This is a genomic window from Mycobacterium neglectum, assembly GCF_002591975.1.
Taxonomy (GTDB): Bacteria; Actinomycetota; Actinomycetes; order Mycobacteriales; family Mycobacteriaceae; genus Mycobacterium; species Mycobacterium neglectum.
On the sequence record NZ_NVQE01000068.1, the window covers coordinates 1 to 18,728 of the forward strand.

An 18,728-nucleotide genomic window follows, 5' to 3' on the forward strand; every position below is an offset into this window, starting at 1 on the left:
TCTGCCTGGCGCGACGCCGTACCAACGTCCTTTACGCACTGATCCGTGACAACCGCACCTGGCAACCTGATTCACCCCCCGTCACCACGACGACGGCGGCTTGACTTCTTCATTGAGAGTCCTTTCGACCGGTCAGCGGGGCGCCGTTATCCAGGCGTCGACCGACGGTGAGTTCCTTACTCGCACGGTCGAGTTCGTCCCACGTGTCCATCTCGGCGCGGATTCGCCGGACGATGAGAACGGTGCCACCGGCGAACCACTGCGCAGAGGCGCGGTCGTCCCAGACGAGCCGGTCGAAGGCGTCCTCGTCGTGCAGGTTCGCGGTCCCGTCGACCTGTCCCATGAGATTGCGCATGCTGCCGCCAGGACGGTTGGAGCCGTGAGCATTGCGGAAGCCACTCTGGCGCCAGCGTTGGCGCGTCATGGAGCGGACATTCTTCAGCAGGACACGGCAGGCATGCGCGATGACGACGGGATCGTCAGCGCAGATCTGCAGGAGCAGATCACCCCCGCACCATGCCGGCTTCAGCCGGTCGGTGCTGAAGCCGGGGAGCTCGGTCACCGATTCCGGACGCAGGTGCGCCAGACCCGCGCGGTCGAACACGGCAGGCCCGAGTCCGACGGTGACGGTGAGACGCGCCGGTCGTAGCGCGAGCTCGGGTTCGGTGTCGGCAAGTGCGGGTTCGCCCTGGGTGAGCCGCGCCGCGTCCGACGTCCAGAGCTTCAGGACGGCGGTAAGCGTTTCGCGCGTACTTCGACCGGCTTGCGGTGTCAGATCGAGTGCGACGAACAGGGCGTGCGCCTGCGGGGGCGTGACGACGCCGCTCTGGTGCCTGCTATAGAACGGTTCGGCGGCGGTCCCGAATCCGTCTGCCGGGGTGGCGGATTGCGCCGCGGAACATTGCGTGAGCGCGGCTCCCGCGGCGACGGCGGCGGCACCTCCGGTCAGGAGGCGCCGCCTGTTGACTCTAATGATGCCCTCCGCCGGAGCCCGGACCTCCCGGCGTGTATTCCTCGTTGGCCCCGGCGAAGTCGCGGATCTGCGCGGTCACTGGCAGGGTCGAGCCGTCCTCGAAGACAACGGTCAGCGACACATCGGCACCCGGCTGTAGCGGTTGTTTGAGGTCCATCAGCATCAGGTGGTCGCCACCGGGTATCAGCTCACGCGAGCCGCCCGCGGGCACCTCGAATCCGCCCTCCTTGGGGCGCATGGTCATCGCACCTGAGGCGTCGGGCACAACCTCGTGAACCTCAACCCGTCCCGCGATCGGCGCTTCGGCGGAAACGATGCGGGCCTCGTCGTCACCCTTGTTGGAGAAGGTGCCGAAGACCCCAGCCATCCCAGCCATCCCCGTCTCGGCCGAGCTCGCCCACTGATTCTCGATGGTCACGCTGGACGCCATCGGCTCATGGTGATCATCAGAAGATGTCGAACGGCCGGTATTCAACAGCGCGCACACGGCGAACGCCGCGCCTGTCGAAATTCGGATTCTTTTGTCAGGCATATGCCTTCGCCTCCTCTGCGTCGCCGCTGTCGTCGGCAACCTCGGATTCGCGGGCTTTTCGCCGCTTGGCGAGAACGGCTTCGAGGCCGAGTACGACGAGAAGCGATACACCGAAAACCGGAAACAGCACACCGAGAACGACAACGGCCACGGACACCGCGACCATTGCGCGCCCTGACGTGCCGGCGCGGGTGCCTGCGCTGACCGGACCCGGTAATCCGCTTCGGCCCGAAGGGCGGCGATTCCACCACATCAGCAGCCCGGTCAGCGCACTGACGAGCACACCCAGGCACGCGATCGTCGCCAAGATTCGGGTGAGCAATCCGAATTGGTTGCCCATGTGCATCGCGATACCGAAACTCGTCAACCGCGAGAGCGCTCCCTCATGCTCGGCGGTGGCATTGGTGATCGTGCGCCCGGTGAACTGGTTGAGATACAGGGTGCGCTGCTCGGCAAGCTTCTGTGGCCACGCGTTGACCACGGTGTAGCTGCCGTAGTGCGTTTCGCCGTTCTCGTTCACGTCCGAAGGCGGGATGATCGCGAACCCCGGAACCATGTGTTCGCCCTTGGCGAGCCTGTCGATGTCGGCGAACGACAGCCGGGCAGGCACCGGACCCTCGATCGCGGAGGCGTAGACCGGATCATCGGTCGCCGCCCACGCGATGCGCCGGCCAAGACGGTCGTAATCGCCCATTGTCGCCGGCGTCGAGGGCGCATCGATCTCGGTCGAGGGGCTGATGGTGGACGAGACGGCGCGCCAGTTCTCGCCCCAATACCGCGACCACGTCAGTCCCGACAGCACGTAGCAGATGAGCACGACCGCGATCACGACGCCGGTGAGCGCATGCAGATCGCGCCATCGGATCCGGCCACCCTTGCGCCATCGGATCTTCAGCAGCGGCTTCGTCGCCTCGATCGCCCTCGGCCACCACAAAAATATTCCGCTGGCCATCAGCACGAGGATCCATCCGGCCGTCAGCTCCATCCAGAGGTTGCCGACCCCGACGGCGATCGTGGCATCGGGATGGGCCGACGGCGAGATCAGGTGTCCAAGGGACGGCAGGTGCACCTGCGGCCCGTCGTTGCCGAACAGTCGGTGCAACTGATTGGCCCATCCGACGAGGCCGGACAGCTCACTGCGCTGTCCCAGATACTGCCCCGTGTACGGGTCGACGAAGACCTGGGTGAGGTTGGCTTCACCGGCGGACAGCGAGAGGGCATCGGGAGGCAGAAAGTCGACTCGTGTCGATGATCCCGCCCCGGCGGGTGGCGTCACGGCGTCGAGGGTGTAGTCCTGTCCGACGTTCTGCTCGGCGACGGCGATCTGGTGATCGAGCGGAACCGTCTCGGGCCCTTCGGCGACGACGTACAGGTCGCGATTCAGCCAATCGTTCAGCGGCTGGGTGTAGAGGATCACCAGCCCGGAACACGCCAGGAGCACCAATGCCGGTGCGGCGAAAAGGCCCACCCAGAAATGCAGTCTCCAGATACGCCTCAGCACAGCCGCGTTAGCGCGGCGCTTCGCGGTGGTCGGCGTGCTCATCGAAGACTGCCAAGCACGAAGAAAGGTGTGTTGAACACCTGATTCACATCCTTAATTCAGATCAAGTAAGAAGAGGGGATCTGTTGCAGCGCACTGATTTCCGCTGAGACAACAGAACGGCAGCGAGAGCTCAACCGAGGCTTCGCTGGGGTGTGAAGAGTTCGACCGCTATGCGGCCAGCGCAGCGCGCCGCGGGGGCGCGCGCATACCGAGGCCGGAACAACGCAGCACCGACTGTGCGACGACCTCACTGGTCGCCAGCGGCAACAACCGCGCGGCAGGCCTCGTGGCGGCCATCGCGAACAGTCGCAGCCAGCACAGCACCGACTCGCATACGACGTAGAGGTATTCGACGGAGTCGATCGCGACTCCGAGGACCAGGGCGGCCGCGAGATGCGCGGCAGCCATCGATGGCGTGACTCCGAGAGTGTCGCCGTGCTGGTGTGCTGCCGACACCATCAACGTGAGGTGACCAAGTGCTTGTGCGATGGTGAGCGCACCGACCACACCGAGCAGGCGACCGGGCCGGCTTTCCAGTGGCGCGGCCGACAGCACGGCGCCGACGATCGCGCACACCAGCATCGCGGCGATCAACCGGCCGCCCTGGGGTAGGACTCCGCCCGCAGCAGCGTGCGCACCGACCGTGACCACCGCCGAGCACGCCCCCACCAGGACGCCGCGCACCCAGCGCCCCCGTGACTTCGGCGTACTCACGTGGCGAACCTTACCGCCGTACCTACTACATCACCCAGTAGACCCCGTGACGGCACCACCTCTACGGTGAGACGGTGAGCGACTCCTACCGCACACTGTTGCTGCTTCGCCACGCCAAGTCGGATTACCCGCCGGGGGTGGCCGATCACGATCGCCCGCTCGCGTCTCGCGGAATCCGGGAGGCGGCACTGGCCGGCGACTGGCTGCGGGTGCACTCACCCCCGGTGGATGCGGTGCTGTGCTCGACGGCAACGCGCACCCGCGAAACTCTGGAACGGTCCCGCATCGATGCGCCCACCGAGTTCGTCGACCGTCTCTACGACGCCACACCCGGGGCGGTGATCGACGAGATCAACGGGGTCTCGTCACTATTCGACCACGATGTGGACACCCTGCTGGTCATCGGGCACGAGCCGACAATGTCCGCGGTGTCGCTGGGATTGGCGACCGCGGACGGCAGCAACAGTGCTGCGGCCGAACGTATCGCCACGAAGTTTCCGACCTCGTCGGTCGCGGTCCTGCGTACGGGCGCAGACTGGAGTCAGCTCACGCTCAACAGCGCGACGCTGGTCACGTTTCACGTGCCCCGGTAATCAGGCCCTGGTGGCCAGCGTCAGCTCCATGAGTTTGAGCGCCATCGCGCACGCATCGCTGCCTGGGCTTTGCGGGTTCACCCACCACCCGACCACGCCTACCGCATCGCTGGCGACCCCGCACGCGCCGTTCGGATCGTTCGGGCGCATCACGATGGATTCGATACCGGCCACCGACCTGCTCTCGACCTGGTAACCGAGTTGATCGGCCACCTCGCGCTCGTTGGCCAGACTGCCCTGCTCGAACCAGAACCGCGTGATGTCGACCAGTCCCGTCGGGTTGGCGGCCTGCCAGCGACACACGGCACCGACGAAGGTGCTCTGGATGTCCAGCGGGTCCGCCTTGACCGTCTCCGCGAGGATGTCCTCGGTCAGGACGTCGCATTCTTTCTGCAGGTTCGGGTACTGGCGTTCGGAGTCATTGTTGCGCGGCACGTCGCCGGAGCCCGCCTTGGTCGCGGTGCCCTCAACGGTGCTCGTGCACCCTGCCAGCACCGACAGTGCGGCCAGTGCCGCAATCAGCACGCCCGCGGCACGACGGCGTTGATGGTTACGTCCGCTTCTCATTTGGAGTTCACAATCGACTGGCGGGTGAGTTCCTTGGCCACATCGCAGGGGTCAGGGAACGGCTGGTCGTTGTAGCTGATCGACCATTCGATGAAGTCATCCTGGAACTGGATGCCGATCTCGCACAGGTTCGTTCCGAGAATCGGGTCGTCACCGGTCGCGATGAAGCCGTTGTGCCCCTCGATGTTGATGTCCTCCACGCTGGCTCGCGTCAACTCCTCGGTCTTGCGTTCACGCCCGATCGGGCTCCCGCGAAACCACGTGAAGGAGAAGTGCGGCCCGAGGATGCTGCCGCCGGACAACCACTGGCACCCCACCGAGGTCTTCGCGGTGTTCACCAGTCCGGGCACCCGCGTCTGCGCGATCACCTCTTGGTCGCTGATCCCGCCGCACTCGGGAAAGAACGGACCGTGGGTCGCGTCGTCCCCCTGCGACGAGGTCTGCGGAACCTCCTCGGGGTTCGACGGCGATTCCGAGCATGCGGCAAACACCGGAATCATCACCGCGGCCGCCACAGCCAACGCCTTGGCATTTCGGCTCGTCCGAGCCGCGCGCGTCGTGGGAGTCACGCCATGCACTGTAGCGGCAGGTCAGAAGGTCAACCACCGACATGCCGGTTGACCTGCTTATTTATCCAATTCTCAGGTGATGCCGCCGATCCGGACCGACAGCACGTATCCGCCCGTGTGCGACAGTAACTCCCATGTTGTGGGCGCTACTGCGACAGTATGCGCGGCCATATCGGTGGCTGCTTGCGATCGTGGCGCTGCTCCAGGTGATCAGCACCCTGGCTTCGTTGTATCTGCCGACGGTAAACGCGGCCATCATTGACGAGGGTGTGGCCAAGGGCGACCTGCGAATCATCGTCGAATTGGGCGGCGTGATGCTGGCGGTCACCGCTCTGCAGGTGCTCTGCGCAATCGGCGCGGTGTACTTCGGGTCGCGGGCGGGCACCGGGTTCGGCCATGACCTTCGATCGGCGATCTTCAACCACGTCACCGGCTTCTCGGCCGAGGAGGCCGCACGGTTCGGCGCGGCCTCGCTGCTCACCAGGACCACGAACGACGTCCAGCAGATACAACTGCTCGTGCAGCTGACCTGCACCATGCTGATCACCGCGCCGATCATGTCGATCGGCGGCATCTTCATGGCGATACATCAGGACGCCGGCCTGTCGTGGCTGCTCCTGGTCAGTGTGCCGATCCTGGCCGCCGCCAACTACTGGATCGTGTCGCATCTACTGCCGATATTTCGGCGCATGCAACGTTTGATCGACGGCATCAACCGGGTCATGCGTGAACAACTCGCCGGCATCAGGGTGATCCGCGCGTTCACCCGGGAATCGTTCGAGCGCAGCCGATTCGAGCAGGCCAACGTCGCGGTCGCGGATACCGCGCTCGAAGCGGGGCGCTGGCAGGCGTTGATGCTGCCGTCGACGACGCTGGTCATCAACATCTCCAGCGTCGCGCTGATCTGGTTCGGGGGTCTGCGGATCGACGCCGGCCAGATGCAGGTCGGGTCGCTGATCGCGTTCCTGTCCTACTTCATGCAGATCCTGATGGCGGTGCTGCTCGCGACGTTCATCCTGGTTCTCATTCCCCGCGCGTCCGTATGTGCCGAACGCATCTCGGAAGTGCTCGCCACCGAACCGCAGATCACCAGCCCGCAGAATCCGGTACGGCCCGCGGTCATCCAGGGCGAGATCCGGCTGGACAGTGCGTCCTTCAGCTACCCCGGTGCCGAGCGCCCTGTGCTGCAAGATGTTTCGTTGACCGCGCGGCCGGGCACGACGACCGCGATCGTCGGGTCAACGGGTTCCGGCAAGTCGACCCTGGTGGCGTTGATCTGCAGGCTGTACGACGTGACGTCCGGGTCCGTGCGCATGGACGGAGTCGACGTGCGCGATTTCGATCCCGAGCAGCTGTGGGCGGCCATCGGTGTGGTGCCACAGCGTGGCTATCTGTTCTCCGGGACCGTCGCCGACAATCTGCGCTACGGCAAGGCCGACGCGACCGACGACGAGATGTGGCACGCGCTGACGGTGGCCGCCGCAGATGATTTCGTACGCGATCACCCCGACGGACTGACCATGCGCGTCGCCCAGGGCGGTATCAATTTCTCGGGCGGACAGCGGCAGCGGCTCGCCATCGCCCGTGCGGTCATCCGCCGGCCCGCCGTCTACCTCTTCGACGATGCCTTCTCCGCCCTCGACGTGCGCACCGATGCTCGGGTGCGCACCGCGCTTGGTGAGGAGTCAGCGGAGTCCACGGTCATTATTGTTTCCCAGCGCATTTCGACGGTCGCGCGGGCAGATCAGATCATCGTCATCGACAACGGTCGCGTGCTCGGGGTCGGCACCCACGAGACGCTCTTGACGGACTGCGCGGAGTATGCGGAGTTCGCCGACTCGCAGGCAATCGGGGCATCATGACCGGACCGATGGGGCGGTCGATCCGCAACTCCGTGCAGGCGCCGACCGAGAAGTCCCGCGACTTCAAGGGTTCGGCGATCCGGCTGGTCAAGCAGCTGACTCCCCAGCGGGCGCTGGCCACGACGGTGGTCCTGCTGGGGGTCGGCGGTATTGCGATCGGCGTCGTCGGGCCGCGGATCCTCGGCCATGCCACCGACCTGTTGTTCAACGGCGTGATCGGCCGCCAGTTGCCCGCCGGCCTGACGAAGGAGCAGGCGGTCGACGCGGCCCGAGCACGCGGCGACAACACCTTCGCCGATCTGCTGTCCGGCATGAACGTCGTACCGGGCCAGGGGGTGGACTTCGCCGCCGTTGGCCGCACACTCCTGCTGGCGTTGAGCCTGTATTTGGTCGCTGCACTGCTGATCTGGTTACAGGCCAGGCTGCTCAACGTCGCGGTGCAGCGCACGATGGTGACCCTGCGTTCCGATGTCGAGGACAAGGTGCACCGGATGCCGTTGGCCTACTTCGATTCCCGTCAGCGCGGGGAGGTGCTCAGCCGGGTCACCAACGACGTCGACAACATCCAGACATCGCTGTCTATGACGATCAGCCAGCTGATGACGTCGGTGTTGACCGTATTCGCGGTGCTGGTGATGATGCTGACCATCTCGCCGCTGCTGACGCTGCTCACCGTGATCACCGTGCCGCTGTCGCTTTGGGCGACGCGGGTGATCGCGCGACGTTCTCAGCGCATGTTCGTCGCGCAGTGGGCCAACACCGGGCGGCTCAACGCGCACATCGAGGAGACGTACAGCGGCTTCACCATCGTCAAGACCTTCGGCCATCGCGCTCATGCCCAAAAACAGTTCGCCGAGTTCAACGACGACGTGTATCAGACCAGCTTTGGGGCGCAATTCCTTTCAGGTCTGGTGTCACCGGCGACGGTGTTCATCGGCAATATCAGCTATGTCGCGGTGGCGGTGGTCGGCGGACTTCAGGTCGCGACGGGTCAGATCACGCTCGGCAGCATCCAGGCATTCATCCAGTACGTCCGTCAGTTCAACCAGCCGCTGACCCAGGTCGCCGGCATGTACAACACGCTGCAATCCGGTGTGGCCAGCGCGGAGCGGGTGTTCGAACTGCTCGATGAGGAGGAGGAGTCGCAAGAGCCGACGCCGATGCCTTATTCGCCGGCGGGGCGCCCCGGCCGCGTCGAGTTCAGGAACGTCAACTTCAGCTACCGCGCCGGCACACCCGTCATCGAAAATCTGTCGCTGATCGCCGAACCGGGAAGCACGGTGGCGATCGTCGGGCCGACGGGAGCGGGCAAGACGACGTTGGTGAACCTGCTGATGCGGTTCTACGAGGTCGATGCCGGCCAGATCCTGCTCGACGGTGTGGACATCGCCACCGTGAGTCGCCAATCGCTGCGTTCCCGCATCGGAATGGTGCTTCAGGACACCTGGCTGTTCGGTGGCACCATCTACGACAACATCGCCTACGGCAGGCCGGATGCCGGCGAGGACGAGGTGATCGGGGCCGCCAAGGCCGCCTACGTCGACCGGTTCGTGCACCATCTGCCCGACGGCTATCAGACCTGGGTCAGGGGCGACGGCGGAAACATCAGCGCAGGCGAGAAGCAGCTCGTCACGATCGCCCGTGCCACGCTGTCCGGCCCGCAGCTGTTGGTGCTCGATGAGGCTACGAGTTCGGTGGACACCCGGACCGAGCTACTGATCCAGCAGGCCATGGCCGAGCTGCGCCGCGACCGGACGAGTTTCATCATCGCGCACCGGCTTTCGACGATCCGCGACGCCGACGTCATCGTCGTCCTCGAAGCCGGTCGCATCGTCGAACAAGGCAACCACGCCCAGCTGATGGATAAGCGTGGCGCTTATTGGTCTATGACACAGACCTAGTCGTCGTAGTCTCGAAAGCGATGAGCACGACCGCGTACACCTTCTGCAGGTACTGCTCGGCGGCCTGCGGCATAGAAGTCACGGTCGACGACAACAGGGTGACCAAGATATCGCCGGACAAGGAGAACCCGCACAGCTGGCATGACTTCTGCGCCAAGGGCAGAACGGCGAATCAGCTCGTCGAGCATCCGCGCAGGATCGTGGCGCCGATGCGCCGAGTGGGCGATTCCCCCGGCGAGTACGTCGAAGCCAGCTGGGACGAGGCGATCACCGACATCGCCGCGCGCATGACGGCGCTCATCGACGCCGACGGTCCCGATGCGGTCGGCCTGTACTACGGGAACCCGGCGGGCTACTCATCGTCGAACGTGCTGTTCATGATCGCGTGGCTGGATGCGCTGGGTACCCAGAACCGGTACGCCGTCGGTTCGGTGGACCAGAACGCGATGCACGTCGTCGCCGACGCGATGTACGGATCGATTCTCATGGCGCCCGTGTCCGACGTCGACAACTGCGACTATTTCCTGCTCGTCGGCGCCAATCCCGCGGTCAGCGCATGGAACTGGCTGGAAACGGTGCCGGGCGGCTGGCAACGAACACTGGAGCGACAGCGCCGCGGCGCGCAGATCGTCGTCGTCGACCCGCTCCGAACCGAGACCGCGGACAAGGCGAATCTGCACCTGGCGGTGCGGCCCGGTCAGGACTGGGCACTGCTGCTTGCCATGGTCAAGGTCGTCCTGGACGAGGGGCTCGAACACGCAGCGGACTGCCGCGATCTTGCGACCGGGGTGGACGAACTCCGTGCGCTCATCGCCGTGACGAACCTGGACGATCTTGCTGCGCGCTGCGACATCGGACGCGAGGTGATCGAGCGGGTGGCACGGGATTTCGCGACTGCACAGCGTGCGATGGTGGTCACTCGCACCGGGGTTTCGTTGCACGTCACCGGCACCATCGGCGAATGGCTGGGCCATGTGCTCAATGTCATCACGGGCCGGATGGACCGGCCGGGAGGGCGCAGGTTCGAGCCCGGCTACGTCGATGCGCTGAGGCTGTCCGGCATGGCCAAGCCACCGACGCACAAGAGCCGACTGCGGGGCACCGACTTGGTCGCAGGTGCCCACGCGCTGGCGGAACTACCCGATGAGATCAGCACTCCCGGGCCCGGTCAAATTCGCGCGATGGTGATCAACTGCGGCAACCCTGTGGTCTCCGGACCGCACGGCGCCAAGCTCGATGCCGCACTTGCACAACTGGATTTGTTGGTCGCGATTGACTTGGTACAGCGCGAAAGTCACCGCCACGCTCACTGGTTGTTGCCGGCCGTGCACTGGCTGGAGCGCGACGATCTACTGGCCCTGACGAGCAACCTCCACGACGAACCGTATGTCCAGTACGGTCGGGCGGTCGTCGATCCGCCACCGGAGGCGCGCGAGGAATGGCGCATCTTCGTCGATCTCGCGATTGCCATGCGCAAGCCGTTGTTCGGCGCGAAGGGGATGAACAGTTTCGTGCGGGCCACTCGCGCTCTGGCCAGGATGACACGAAGGCCGGGCCTTGAGTTCACCCCGCAATGGCTGAACCGCCTGCTGGTGGCCACTAGCCGAAAGATCAACGGGCGCAGGGTCACTTGGCGCGATCTGATGACCAACCCGCACGGTCTGGTGCTCGGGCCACGGGAGTTCGGCCACTTCCGCAACGCGCTGCGAACCGAAGACAAGATGGTGCACGCGGCGCCACCCGAGTTCGTGGCCCGCACCCGCGAGCTGCTCGCCGAACCTGTGGCGCACGCACCGGCGGGGTACCCGTTTCAGCTGGCGAACCGGCGCAACCGGCACTCGATGAACTCCTGGCTCAACGAGCTGCCCGGTCTACATCCATCGGGTAAACGCAACCATGTGGTGATCAACACCGAGGACGCCACGGCCCTCGGAGTTGCCGACGGCGATGCGGTGCGGGTCTTCTCCCACGTCGGCGAGATCGAGTTGGCCGCTTCGGTGAGTGACCGACCCCGCCGCGGAGTGGTGATCGTCGACCACGGTTGGGGCTCAAGGATCTTCGACCCGCGCGGCGACGGCGCCCCGGTGTCCTACGGCGCCAACCGAAACCTGCTCATCGACGACACGTCGGTCGATCCGCTGTCACAGACATCGGCACTGAGTTCGGGGTACGTAGGAGTCGAGCGCGTTTAGAGCTGCGGACCCTCTGCGCGCAGATCGTCGACGTTGCGCATGGCGTCGCGCAACTTGCCCAGCCATTCATCGGCGTGTTCGCCGACCAGTTTGACCGACCAGGCCAGCGCATCGGATCGGGAGCGGGCCACGCCGGCATCGACCAGGGTGTCCAGCACCTGGCGCTCCGGCTGACGCAATCGCGTCATCACGGGGACGGCGACGTGGGTGAACAGGACCCTCTCCGGGTCGTCGTCGCTCCCGACTTCTACGCCCCACGCGACCTTGCGTCCGTAGCGGTTCTCGGCTTCGTCGGCGATGCGCATGCGCTCGGATCGCGTCTCCTCGCGGAAGCGCGCGACTCTGCCTGATGCGTGAGCTTCGCTTTCGGCACCGTCGGCGCCTTCGGGGTCGGGAAGGCGCCCGATGACAGTGATCTCTTCGCGGTCGACGACGACCGTCGGGTCACCGGTGAACCAGCCCTGCGGCAGGCGGCCGGAGAACCAGTCGCCCGCGCTGCTTGCGTCGGGTTGTTCGGCCTGCTGCCACCCGCCGGGGCGACCGTGCCGCCGAGATGAATGATGATGTCGCATGCTTACATGATTACATCGTTACAACCCTAATGGGACGACTTTCTCCGCCAGCGAACAGCAGTTCTCGCGCGGTACTACTTGCGATTCATGAGGAGCACGGCGCCACCGCCGGCGACTGCGCCGATGAACAGCAGGACGGCCAGGGTCGGACTGACCAGCCACCACACCAGACCCAGTCCGATGATGACGGGTGAGGCCACGAACAGCACCATGCCCGGGTGCTGCTTGATGACCGCGAGGGCGCCTTGCGCGCGCACCCGGTCAATTTCTTTTGCCATGCCCTCAGGATGCCAGCGGTTGGCATACTTTTGTCCCCATGACAGGACCCAATAACGGAAGCTGGCGCCCCGACCCCGAAGGGCGCTACGAGCATCGCTGGTGGGATGGCCAGCAGTGGACGGATCAGGTTTCTCACCAAGGGCAGGTCGGCCGGGCGCCGCTCGGCAGCGGCCCACCGCCCGGACCTGCGCCACAGCAGCAGGCCGGACCTGCACCGCGACATCAGGCCCCCCAGGCGGCTGTGATGGGTGGCCAGCCCGCGGGTGACGGCTTCGCGGGTATCACGGGCGATCTGGTCGACGGGCGATTCAGCGAGAAGGAAGCCAAGCCCATCGCGAACCAGAACTCGAGACTGCTGCGGGTGCGTCTCGGCGAGCCGTTCATGGCGCGCCAGGGAGCGATGGTGGCCTATCAGGGCAATGTGGACTTCGCCTTCGAAGGTGGCGGCGCATCGAAATTCATCAAGAAGGCGCTGACGGGCGAAGGGCTGCCGCTGATGCGGTGCCAGGGTCAGGGCGACGTGTTCCTGGCCGAACGGGCATACGACGTGCACCTGCTGAACCTGGACAACACCGGATTATCGATCAGCGGAAAGAACGTGCTGGCCTTTTCGTCGAGCCTCGACTGGAACATCGAGCGGGTCAAGGGCGGCAGCATGGTCGCGGGCGGGTTGTTCAACACGACGTTGCGCGGCTCGGGTTGGGTGGCGCTGACCACCGACGGCCCGCCGGTGGTCCTCAACGCGGCCGAGGCACCGACCTTCGCCGACACCAACGCGGTGGTGGCGTGGTCGGCGAACCTGCAGACTCAATTGAAGACGAGCTTCAAGGCCGGCGCCTTGATCGGCCGCGGCTCGGGCGAGGCGGTCCAGGTGTCGTTCTACGGGCCTGGCTTCGTCATCGTTCAGCCGTCTGAGGGCACCCCGCCGGTCGCAACGGCGCACTGAGAGGCACGACTCACAACTCCAGCAGCACCGTCACGGGGCCGTCGTTGACGAGTTCGACCTGCATATGCGCCCCGAACACACCCGATTCCACATGTGCGCCGAGTGCGCGCAGGCCGTCGGCGAGCGCCGTCACCAGTGGTTCGGCCACCAACCGCGGGGCGGCGGCGTTCCAGGCGGGCCTGCGGCCCTTGGCAGTGTTCGCATAGAGCGTGAACTGACTGACGACGAGGATCGGGGCGCCGACGTCGCTCGCCGAGCGCTCGTCGTCGAGAATGCGTAGCTGCCAGAGCTTTTCGGCCATCCGCCGGGCCTTCGACGTGTCGTCATCGTGCGTCACGCCGACCAGCGCGACCAGGCCCTGGCCCGCCGGGCGCAGTGCTCCGACCACCCCACCGTCGACCCGAACGGCCGCCGACGTCACCCGTTGCACCAGCACGCGCATGGTCGCCGATGCTGCCAGGTCCCGACGACGTTTGCATACCCTATGGGGGTATGGTACCTATGGAGTCATGAGCACGACTACGGTCACCGTAACGGGTATGAGCTGCGGACATTGCGCCACGTCGGTGCGCGAGGAGATCACCGAGATTCCCGGCGTCCGAACGGTCGATGTGGACCTCGCCAGCGGCAACGTCACCATCGACAGTGACAGCGCCGTCGAGACGGCCGCGATCAGAGCTGCCGTCGAGGACGCCGGCTACCAGCTGGCCGGCTGATGAAGACAGGACAGAAGGTCACCGCGTTCATCGTCGGGCTGGCGGCGGTCTTCGCCATATCGGTCTGGATCGGCAACGCCGTCAGCCCGCAAGAAGCGGCGATGACGGCCGCCGCCCAGGAATTGCCTGGCGGCCTGCAGTCGACACAGGACGGCTACACGCTCGCTCTGGACAACTCGATCGCGACCGCCAAGCCCGAGGTGCCGCTGAAGTTTCGCATCATGAGTCCGACCGGGGCGCCGGTGAAGCGGTACGTCGAAACACACGAGAAGCTGCTGCATCTGATCGTCGTGCGCAATGACCTCGCGGACTTCCAGCACGTCCACCCGACCCTCGACGCCGAAGGCACATGGAGCGCGACATTGAACCTCGCCCGCGCCGGTGACTACCGCGTCTTCGCCGACTTCATGCCCACAGGCGGACCGGCGTTGACGTTGGGAGCCAACCTCCACGTCGCGGGTCCCTACGACCCGCAACCACTGCCCCCGGCATCGCAGACAGCCGAGGTCGACGACCATATGGTGACGCTGCGCGGGACACCGAGGGCCAATGAAGAGTCGATGCTGACGCTCTCGGTCAGCCTGGACGGCAAGCCCGTCGACGACCTGCAGCCCTACCTCGGCGCGTACGGCCACCTCGTCGCGGTGCGCGCGTCCGATCTCGCTTACCTGCATGTCCATCCGATGGGTGAGCCAGGTGACGGCACCACAGCCTCGGGTCCGGAGATCGGCTTCCACACGACGTTCCCCAGCGCGGGCGCCTACCGGCTGTTCCTGGATTTCCAGCATCGGGATGTCGTGCGTACCGCCGCCTTCACCGTTAACGTCAGCGATGCCGTGCAGACATCGGCGCCTGCCCCGTCCGGCGGCGGCGGTCATCAGCACTGACATGTCAGTCGTCGAACTCTCGGTCGACGGCATGACATGCGCTTCGTGCGCCAACCGTATCGAGAAGAAACTCAACAAGATCGACGGCGTCACCGCGACGGTCAATTTCGCGACCGAGAAGGCTCGGGTCGAGTTCGGTGACGACGTCACCGCCGACCAGCTCGTGGCTACCGTGCAGGACGCCGGCTACCAGGCCCATCTGCCCGCGTCGGATCCTGCTGCGGTGGAGGATGATCCGACCGTCGCCCTCCGAACGCGCCTCCTGATCTGTCTGGCACTGACCGTGCCGGTCGTCGCGATGGCGATGGTGCCCGCCCTTCAGTTCACCTACTGGCAGTGGCTGTCACTGGCGCTGGCGGCGCCGGTAGTGCTCTGGGGCGCATGGCCATTCCATCGGGCGGCGTGGTCGAACCTGCGGCACGGCACCGCGACCATGGACACGCTGATCTCGATGGGAACCCTGGCTGCGCTCGGCTGGTCGGTGTATGCGCTGTTCTGGGGCACCGCGGGTACGCCGGGCATGACGCATGCGTTCGAGCTGACGATCGGCCGCAGCGATGGCAGCGGCAACATCTATCTCGAGGCCGCGGCGGGAGTCACCACCTTCATTCTTGCCGGGCGCTACTTCGAGACCCGGTCCAAGCGACGTGCGGGTGCAGCGCTGCGGGCCATGCTCGAGCTCGGCGCCAAGGATGTGACGGTTCGGAGAGACGGCGCCGAGCAACGCATCCCGATCGACCAGCTGAACATCGGCGACGAGTTCGTGGTGCGCCCTGGCGAGAAGGTCGCCACCGATGGCGTGGTCGTCGAGGGGCGTTCAGCGGTGGACGCGTCGCTGTTGACCGGAGAGTCGGTGCCGGTCGACGTCGAACCGGGTTCCGACGTGGTCGGTGCAACCGTCAACACCGACGGCCGCCTGGTGGTGCGAGCGAGCAGGGTCGGCTCCGACACGGCACTGGCACAGATAAGCCGACTGGTCACCGACGCCCAGAACGGCAAGGCGCAAGCCCAGCGTTTGGCGGACCGGATCTCCGGCGTCTTCGTGCCGATCGTCATCGCGTTGTCCGTTGCGACACTGGGGTTCTGGATCGGCACGGGCGGACCGGTCGCGGCCGCGTTCACTGCGGCGGTCGCGGTGCTGATCATCGCGTGTCCCTGCGCGCTGGGCCTCGCCACGCCGACGGCGTTGATGGTCGGTACGGGGCGGGGTGCGCAGCTGGGCATCTTGATCAAGGGACCTGAGGTGCTCGAGTCCACAGATCAGGTCGACACCATCCTGCTCGACAAAACGGGCACGGTGACCACCGGCACGATGACCCTGGTCGACGTGGTCACCGCCGACGGCGAGCACACGGACCAGGTTCTGCGACTCGCGGGTGCGCTCGAGGAGCCATCCGAACATCCGATTGCCAAGGCAATCGTGGCGGGCACCCTGGAAAAGGTCATCGAATTGCCTGCGGCAGCGGACTTCACCAACCTGCAAGGGCTCGGTGTTCGAGGCGTCGTCGATGGCGTCGACGCGATGGTCGGCAGGCAGCGACTGTTCACGGAGATACCGGAGGAACTCGACGAGGCCCTGCGCCGCGCGGAGGCCGAGGGTAAGACCGCGGTGGTGGTCGGCCGTAACGGTACAGCCGTCGGCGTACTGGTCGTTGCCGATGCGGTCAAGTCGTCGTCTGCTGATGCTGTCAAAGAGCTTCGCGCCCTGGGGCTTACACCCATGCTGCTCACCGGCGACAACGAGGCGACCGCCCGCACGGTGGCCGCACAGGTGGGCATCGATCAGGTGATCGCCGGTGTGCTGCCTGCCGAGAAGGTTGACGTGGTCAAGCGACTGCAGGCCGACGGCAAGGTCGTGGCGATGGTCGGTGACGGCGTCAATGATGCCGCCGCGCTCGCCCAGGCCGACCTCGGGCTGGCGATGGGAAGCGGTGCGGACGTGGCGATCGAGGCCAGTGACCTGACGCTGGTTCGCAACGACCTGCGCACCGTTGGTGACGCGATCCGGCTGTCCCGCAGGACGCTGGCGACGATCAAGGGCAACTTGTTCTGGGCGTTCGCGTACAACGTCGCCGCGCTGCCGTTGGCGGCAGCCGGCCTGCTCAACCCGATGATCGCCGGTGCGGCAATGGCTTTCAGCTCTGTCTTCGTCGTCAGCAACAGCCTGCGATTGCGCCGGTTCAAACCGTCACGATAGTCAGCCGACCAGCTCCGGGTGGAATTTGGTCGCCATCCGACGCAGTCCGTCTTTCCAGTCGACGGTCGCCGGTCCGATGAGTTCGCGCATGAACGTGACGTCGAGCGGATTGCCGCGCAACGCCCGATCGCTTTCCTCGAAGGTCGGCTCTGTGCCCACGAGCGAGCCCAGAAACGTACACCACTCCTGGATGCTGACGAACTGTTCGCTGGCCCAGTTGACGGTGGTCGCCGGAACCGAAGCCACCTCAAGGAGTTTCGGTACGGTGGCGATGATGTCGTCCTCGTGCATCAGGTTGTAGCGGGCAGGCCCACCTGGCGGAACCGGGATCGGGGAGCCGCCGAGCATCATCTCCATGTGAAAGAAGGGCCACCCGCCGTTGTCGCCGTACGGGACGTTGAGGCGAGCGATGACGCTGGGGATGTCGAGCGCGCGTGCCATCGTGCGGACGACGACTTCACCGGCGATCTTGGAGATGGAATACGTTGGGAGCATCGGCTTGTGGTTGTCGCCGAGTACGGCGCGTTCAGGACGGGGATCGTCGTCGGGCGGGTCGTACACCGCCCCCGACGAACAGTGCAGGAAGGCCTTGGCGCCGCGGCAGTGCGCCATGAGCAGTCCGACCGACTCCGCATTGGCCGCGAGATCCTTGTCCCACCGACCGCTCTTGGCCACCGCCAGGTTGATGACATAGTCGAAATCGGACGGAACGCCGGTGAAGTCGCCACTGGCCAGGTTGACCGTCTGGCAGCGCACGCCCGACTTCTCGAGGTCGTCGCGCGCCGCGGCGTCGGTGAAGCGGGCGATGCCCCACACCTCGTTGTCGGCCGCAAGGGCCTTGGCGACTGGAACGGCGACCTGCCCGGTGGGACCGGTGATGAGGATCTTTGAACCGCGCATCGGCTGATCGTAAGCGACCGCGCCGCGACTACAGCGTCGCGGTGACCGGCCCGACCAATAGGCAGTTGGGATCCGTCGTGTAGTCGAACACGGCGCCACAGCCCCTGCCCGATGACTCGTAGGTCTTGCCCGGCTGATACGGCTCGAAGAAGACCTGCGCCGGATTCGCATCTCTGGACTGGGTGCATCGATCGGCCTCGCCCACGATGGAAACGCATGCGATGGCGTACTTGGGCCGCCATGGGGCCAGGCAGCCAGCCGGGGTAACCGTGGCCGTCACCTTCGCGACGCCGTCGACCTGGACCACCTGTGGTGGCGACACCGTGAAGTTGCACGGACCGGGCAGAATCGGCGGCTGAGCCTGCGCGCCCCCCGCGCCTGCCATCGCGGCGGTCAGCACCACCGTTGCCGTCAAGCCGATCACCGCCCGGTTCATTCCTGGATCGTAAACCCATCGGCTCCGTCTTCGGGCTGGTCTACGCGTAGCAAATACCGCTCAGGCTGGTCAGCCGGCTGACCGTCGGACGCGGAACAGCTTGACGTCGGACGAGATGCCTTTCAGGTGGCGCGCACCCGCGAAAGACCATGTGAAGCCCTCGTCGTCGCCGACGGCATCGCGGGCCGACTCCGACACCAGAACCGAGCCGGGACGGGCGGCGAGCAATGATCAGAACCTGTGGATGAGCCTCGGCGAGGTGGCGTGAAAGTGGGCGCACCTTCCCGAGGATGATCATCACGGAAACAGGATCTCGATCAAGACCGGCGTTGGCGCGCTGGTTGGGAAG

Annotated in this window: 18 protein-coding genes and 2 pseudogenes; 8 read left to right on the forward strand and 12 right to left on the reverse strand. The window is 65.7% G+C overall.

The features are described from left to right. Nucleotides 1-115: 115 nt before the first annotated feature. From CSQ99_RS28980 to CSQ99_RS28995, 4 genes and pseudogenes are all read right to left on the reverse strand, one after another. A pseudogene (locus CSQ99_RS28980) lies at nt 116-976 on the reverse strand (Dyp-type peroxidase); the annotation flags it as partial. Then, the gene (locus CSQ99_RS28985) at nt 969-1,505 is read right to left on the reverse strand and encodes a copper chaperone PCu(A)C (protein ID WP_099042432.1); all 537 of its coding nucleotides are present in this window, start codon (nt 1,503-1,505) and stop codon (nt 969-971) included. The gene CSQ99_RS28985 and the pseudogene CSQ99_RS28980, both read right to left, overlap by 8 nt. Further along, nucleotides 1,498-3,048 (reverse strand): PepSY-associated TM helix domain-containing protein, encoded by a 1,551-nt coding sequence (locus tag CSQ99_RS28990; RefSeq protein ID WP_099042433.1) that lies wholly within the window; start codon nt 3,046-3,048, stop codon nt 1,498-1,500. The genes CSQ99_RS28985 and CSQ99_RS28990 overlap by 8 nt, the downstream gene beginning before the upstream one ends. 168 nt (nt 3,049-3,216) lie before the next feature. Continuing rightward, entirely contained in the window at nt 3,217-3,762 is a 546-nt protein-coding gene (locus CSQ99_RS28995; RefSeq protein WP_099042434.1) for a hypothetical protein, read from the reverse strand. 74 nt (nt 3,763-3,836) lie between these two features. Between CSQ99_RS28995 and CSQ99_RS29000 the strand changes: the two genes are divergently transcribed. Then, nucleotides 3,837-4,355: a SixA phosphatase family protein gene (locus CSQ99_RS29000; RefSeq protein WP_099042435.1), complete on the forward strand. Its 519-nt coding sequence runs from the start codon at nt 3,837-3,839 to the stop codon at nt 4,353-4,355. Here CSQ99_RS29000 and CSQ99_RS29005 read toward each other — a convergent pair whose 3' ends face one another. Together CSQ99_RS29005 and CSQ99_RS29010 are read right to left on the reverse strand one after the other, a co-directional pair. Then, nucleotides 4,356-4,922, reverse strand: a complete 567-nt coding sequence (locus CSQ99_RS29005) for a DUF3558 domain-containing protein (RefSeq protein WP_099042436.1) — start codon at nt 4,920-4,922, stop codon at nt 4,356-4,358. After that, a complete protein-coding gene (locus CSQ99_RS29010) occupies nt 4,919-5,500 on the reverse strand; it encodes a DUF3558 domain-containing protein (protein WP_176561279.1) in 582 nt (193 codons plus the stop codon). The genes CSQ99_RS29005 and CSQ99_RS29010 overlap by 4 nt, the downstream gene beginning before the upstream one ends. A 125-nt stretch (nt 5,501-5,625) precedes the next feature. Here CSQ99_RS29010 and CSQ99_RS29015 point away from each other — a divergent pair, with 125 nt between their 5' ends. Genes CSQ99_RS29015 through CSQ99_RS29025 form a run of 3 tightly spaced genes read left to right on the forward strand, consistent with a single transcriptional unit; the run spans nt 5,626 to nt 11,446 of the window. Then, nucleotides 5,626-7,353, forward strand: a complete 1,728-nt coding sequence (locus tag CSQ99_RS29015; RefSeq protein WP_099042437.1) for an ABC transporter ATP-binding protein — start codon at nt 5,626-5,628, stop codon at nt 7,351-7,353. Next, nucleotides 7,350-9,254, forward strand: coding sequence for an ABC transporter ATP-binding protein (locus CSQ99_RS29020; RefSeq protein WP_099042438.1), 1,905 nt, complete (start codon nt 7,350-7,352; stop codon nt 9,252-9,254). The genes CSQ99_RS29015 and CSQ99_RS29020 overlap by 4 nt, the downstream gene beginning before the upstream one ends. A gap of 20 nt (nt 9,255-9,274) precedes the next feature. Continuing rightward, nucleotides 9,275-11,446 carry a molybdopterin-containing oxidoreductase family protein gene (locus CSQ99_RS29025; protein WP_099042439.1) on the forward strand — a complete coding sequence of 724 codons (2,172 nt, stop codon included), beginning with the start codon at nt 9,275-9,277 and terminating at the stop codon, nt 11,444-11,446. Here the strand turns inward: CSQ99_RS29025 and CSQ99_RS29030 are convergent. Both CSQ99_RS29030 and CSQ99_RS29035 read right to left on the reverse strand, forming a co-directional pair. Then, nucleotides 11,443-12,018, reverse strand: coding sequence for a hypothetical protein (locus CSQ99_RS29030; RefSeq protein WP_099042440.1), 576 nt, complete (start codon nt 12,016-12,018; stop codon nt 11,443-11,445). The genes CSQ99_RS29025 and CSQ99_RS29030 overlap by 4 nt on opposite strands. Nucleotides 12,019-12,092: 74 nt before the next feature. After that, complete coding sequence (locus tag CSQ99_RS29035; protein ID WP_099042441.1) at nt 12,093-12,296, reverse strand: hypothetical protein; 204 nt, start codon at nt 12,294-12,296, stop codon at nt 12,093-12,095. A gap of 38 nt (nt 12,297-12,334) precedes the next feature. On the opposite strand from CSQ99_RS29035, the gene CSQ99_RS29040 reads away from it, so the two are divergent. After that, complete coding sequence (locus CSQ99_RS29040; protein WP_099042442.1) at nt 12,335-13,243, forward strand: AIM24 family protein; 909 nt, start codon at nt 12,335-12,337, stop codon at nt 13,241-13,243. Nucleotides 13,244-13,253: 10 nt separating this feature from the next. On the opposite strand, the gene dtd is transcribed toward CSQ99_RS29040, so the two are convergent. Beyond that, complete coding sequence (dtd, locus tag CSQ99_RS29045) at nt 13,254-13,685, reverse strand: D-aminoacyl-tRNA deacylase (protein WP_099042443.1); 432 nt, start codon at nt 13,683-13,685, stop codon at nt 13,254-13,256. A 67-nt stretch (nt 13,686-13,752) separates the two neighbouring features. Here dtd and CSQ99_RS29050 point away from each other — a divergent pair, with 67 nt between their 5' ends. From CSQ99_RS29050 to CSQ99_RS29060, 3 genes are read left to right on the forward strand one after another with little or no spacing between them, the layout of a single operon-like run. Further along, a complete protein-coding gene (locus tag CSQ99_RS29050) occupies nt 13,753-13,959 on the forward strand; it encodes a heavy-metal-associated domain-containing protein (protein ID WP_099042444.1) in 207 nt (68 codons plus the stop codon). Continuing rightward, entirely contained in the window at nt 13,959-14,846 is an 888-nt protein-coding gene (locus tag CSQ99_RS29055; protein ID WP_099042445.1) for a hypothetical protein, read from the forward strand. The genes CSQ99_RS29050 and CSQ99_RS29055 overlap by 1 nt, the downstream gene beginning before the upstream one ends. A 1-nt stretch (nt 14,847) precedes the next feature. Then, entirely contained in the window at nt 14,848-17,043 is a 2,196-nt protein-coding gene (locus CSQ99_RS29060) for a heavy metal translocating P-type ATPase (RefSeq protein WP_099042446.1), read from the forward strand. Here the strand turns inward: CSQ99_RS29060 and CSQ99_RS29065 are convergent, their stop codons facing one another. The 3 genes and pseudogenes from CSQ99_RS29065 to CSQ99_RS29075 form a co-directional block, all read right to left on the reverse strand. Continuing rightward, nucleotides 17,044-17,943 (reverse strand): NAD-dependent epimerase/dehydratase family protein, encoded by a 900-nt coding sequence (locus tag CSQ99_RS29065; protein ID WP_099042447.1) that lies wholly within the window; start codon nt 17,941-17,943, stop codon nt 17,044-17,046. It lies immediately after the preceding gene. A 28-nt stretch (nt 17,944-17,971) separates the two neighbouring features. Beyond that, on the reverse strand, nt 17,972-18,379 hold the full coding sequence (locus CSQ99_RS29070; protein ID WP_099042448.1) for a hypothetical protein: 408 nt from the start codon (nt 18,377-18,379) through the stop codon (nt 17,972-17,974). Nucleotides 18,380-18,448: 69 nt separating this feature from the next. Next, a pseudogene (locus CSQ99_RS29075) lies at nt 18,449-18,601 on the reverse strand (adenylate/guanylate cyclase domain-containing protein); the annotation flags it as partial. Nucleotides 18,602-18,728 lie beyond the last annotated feature (127 nt).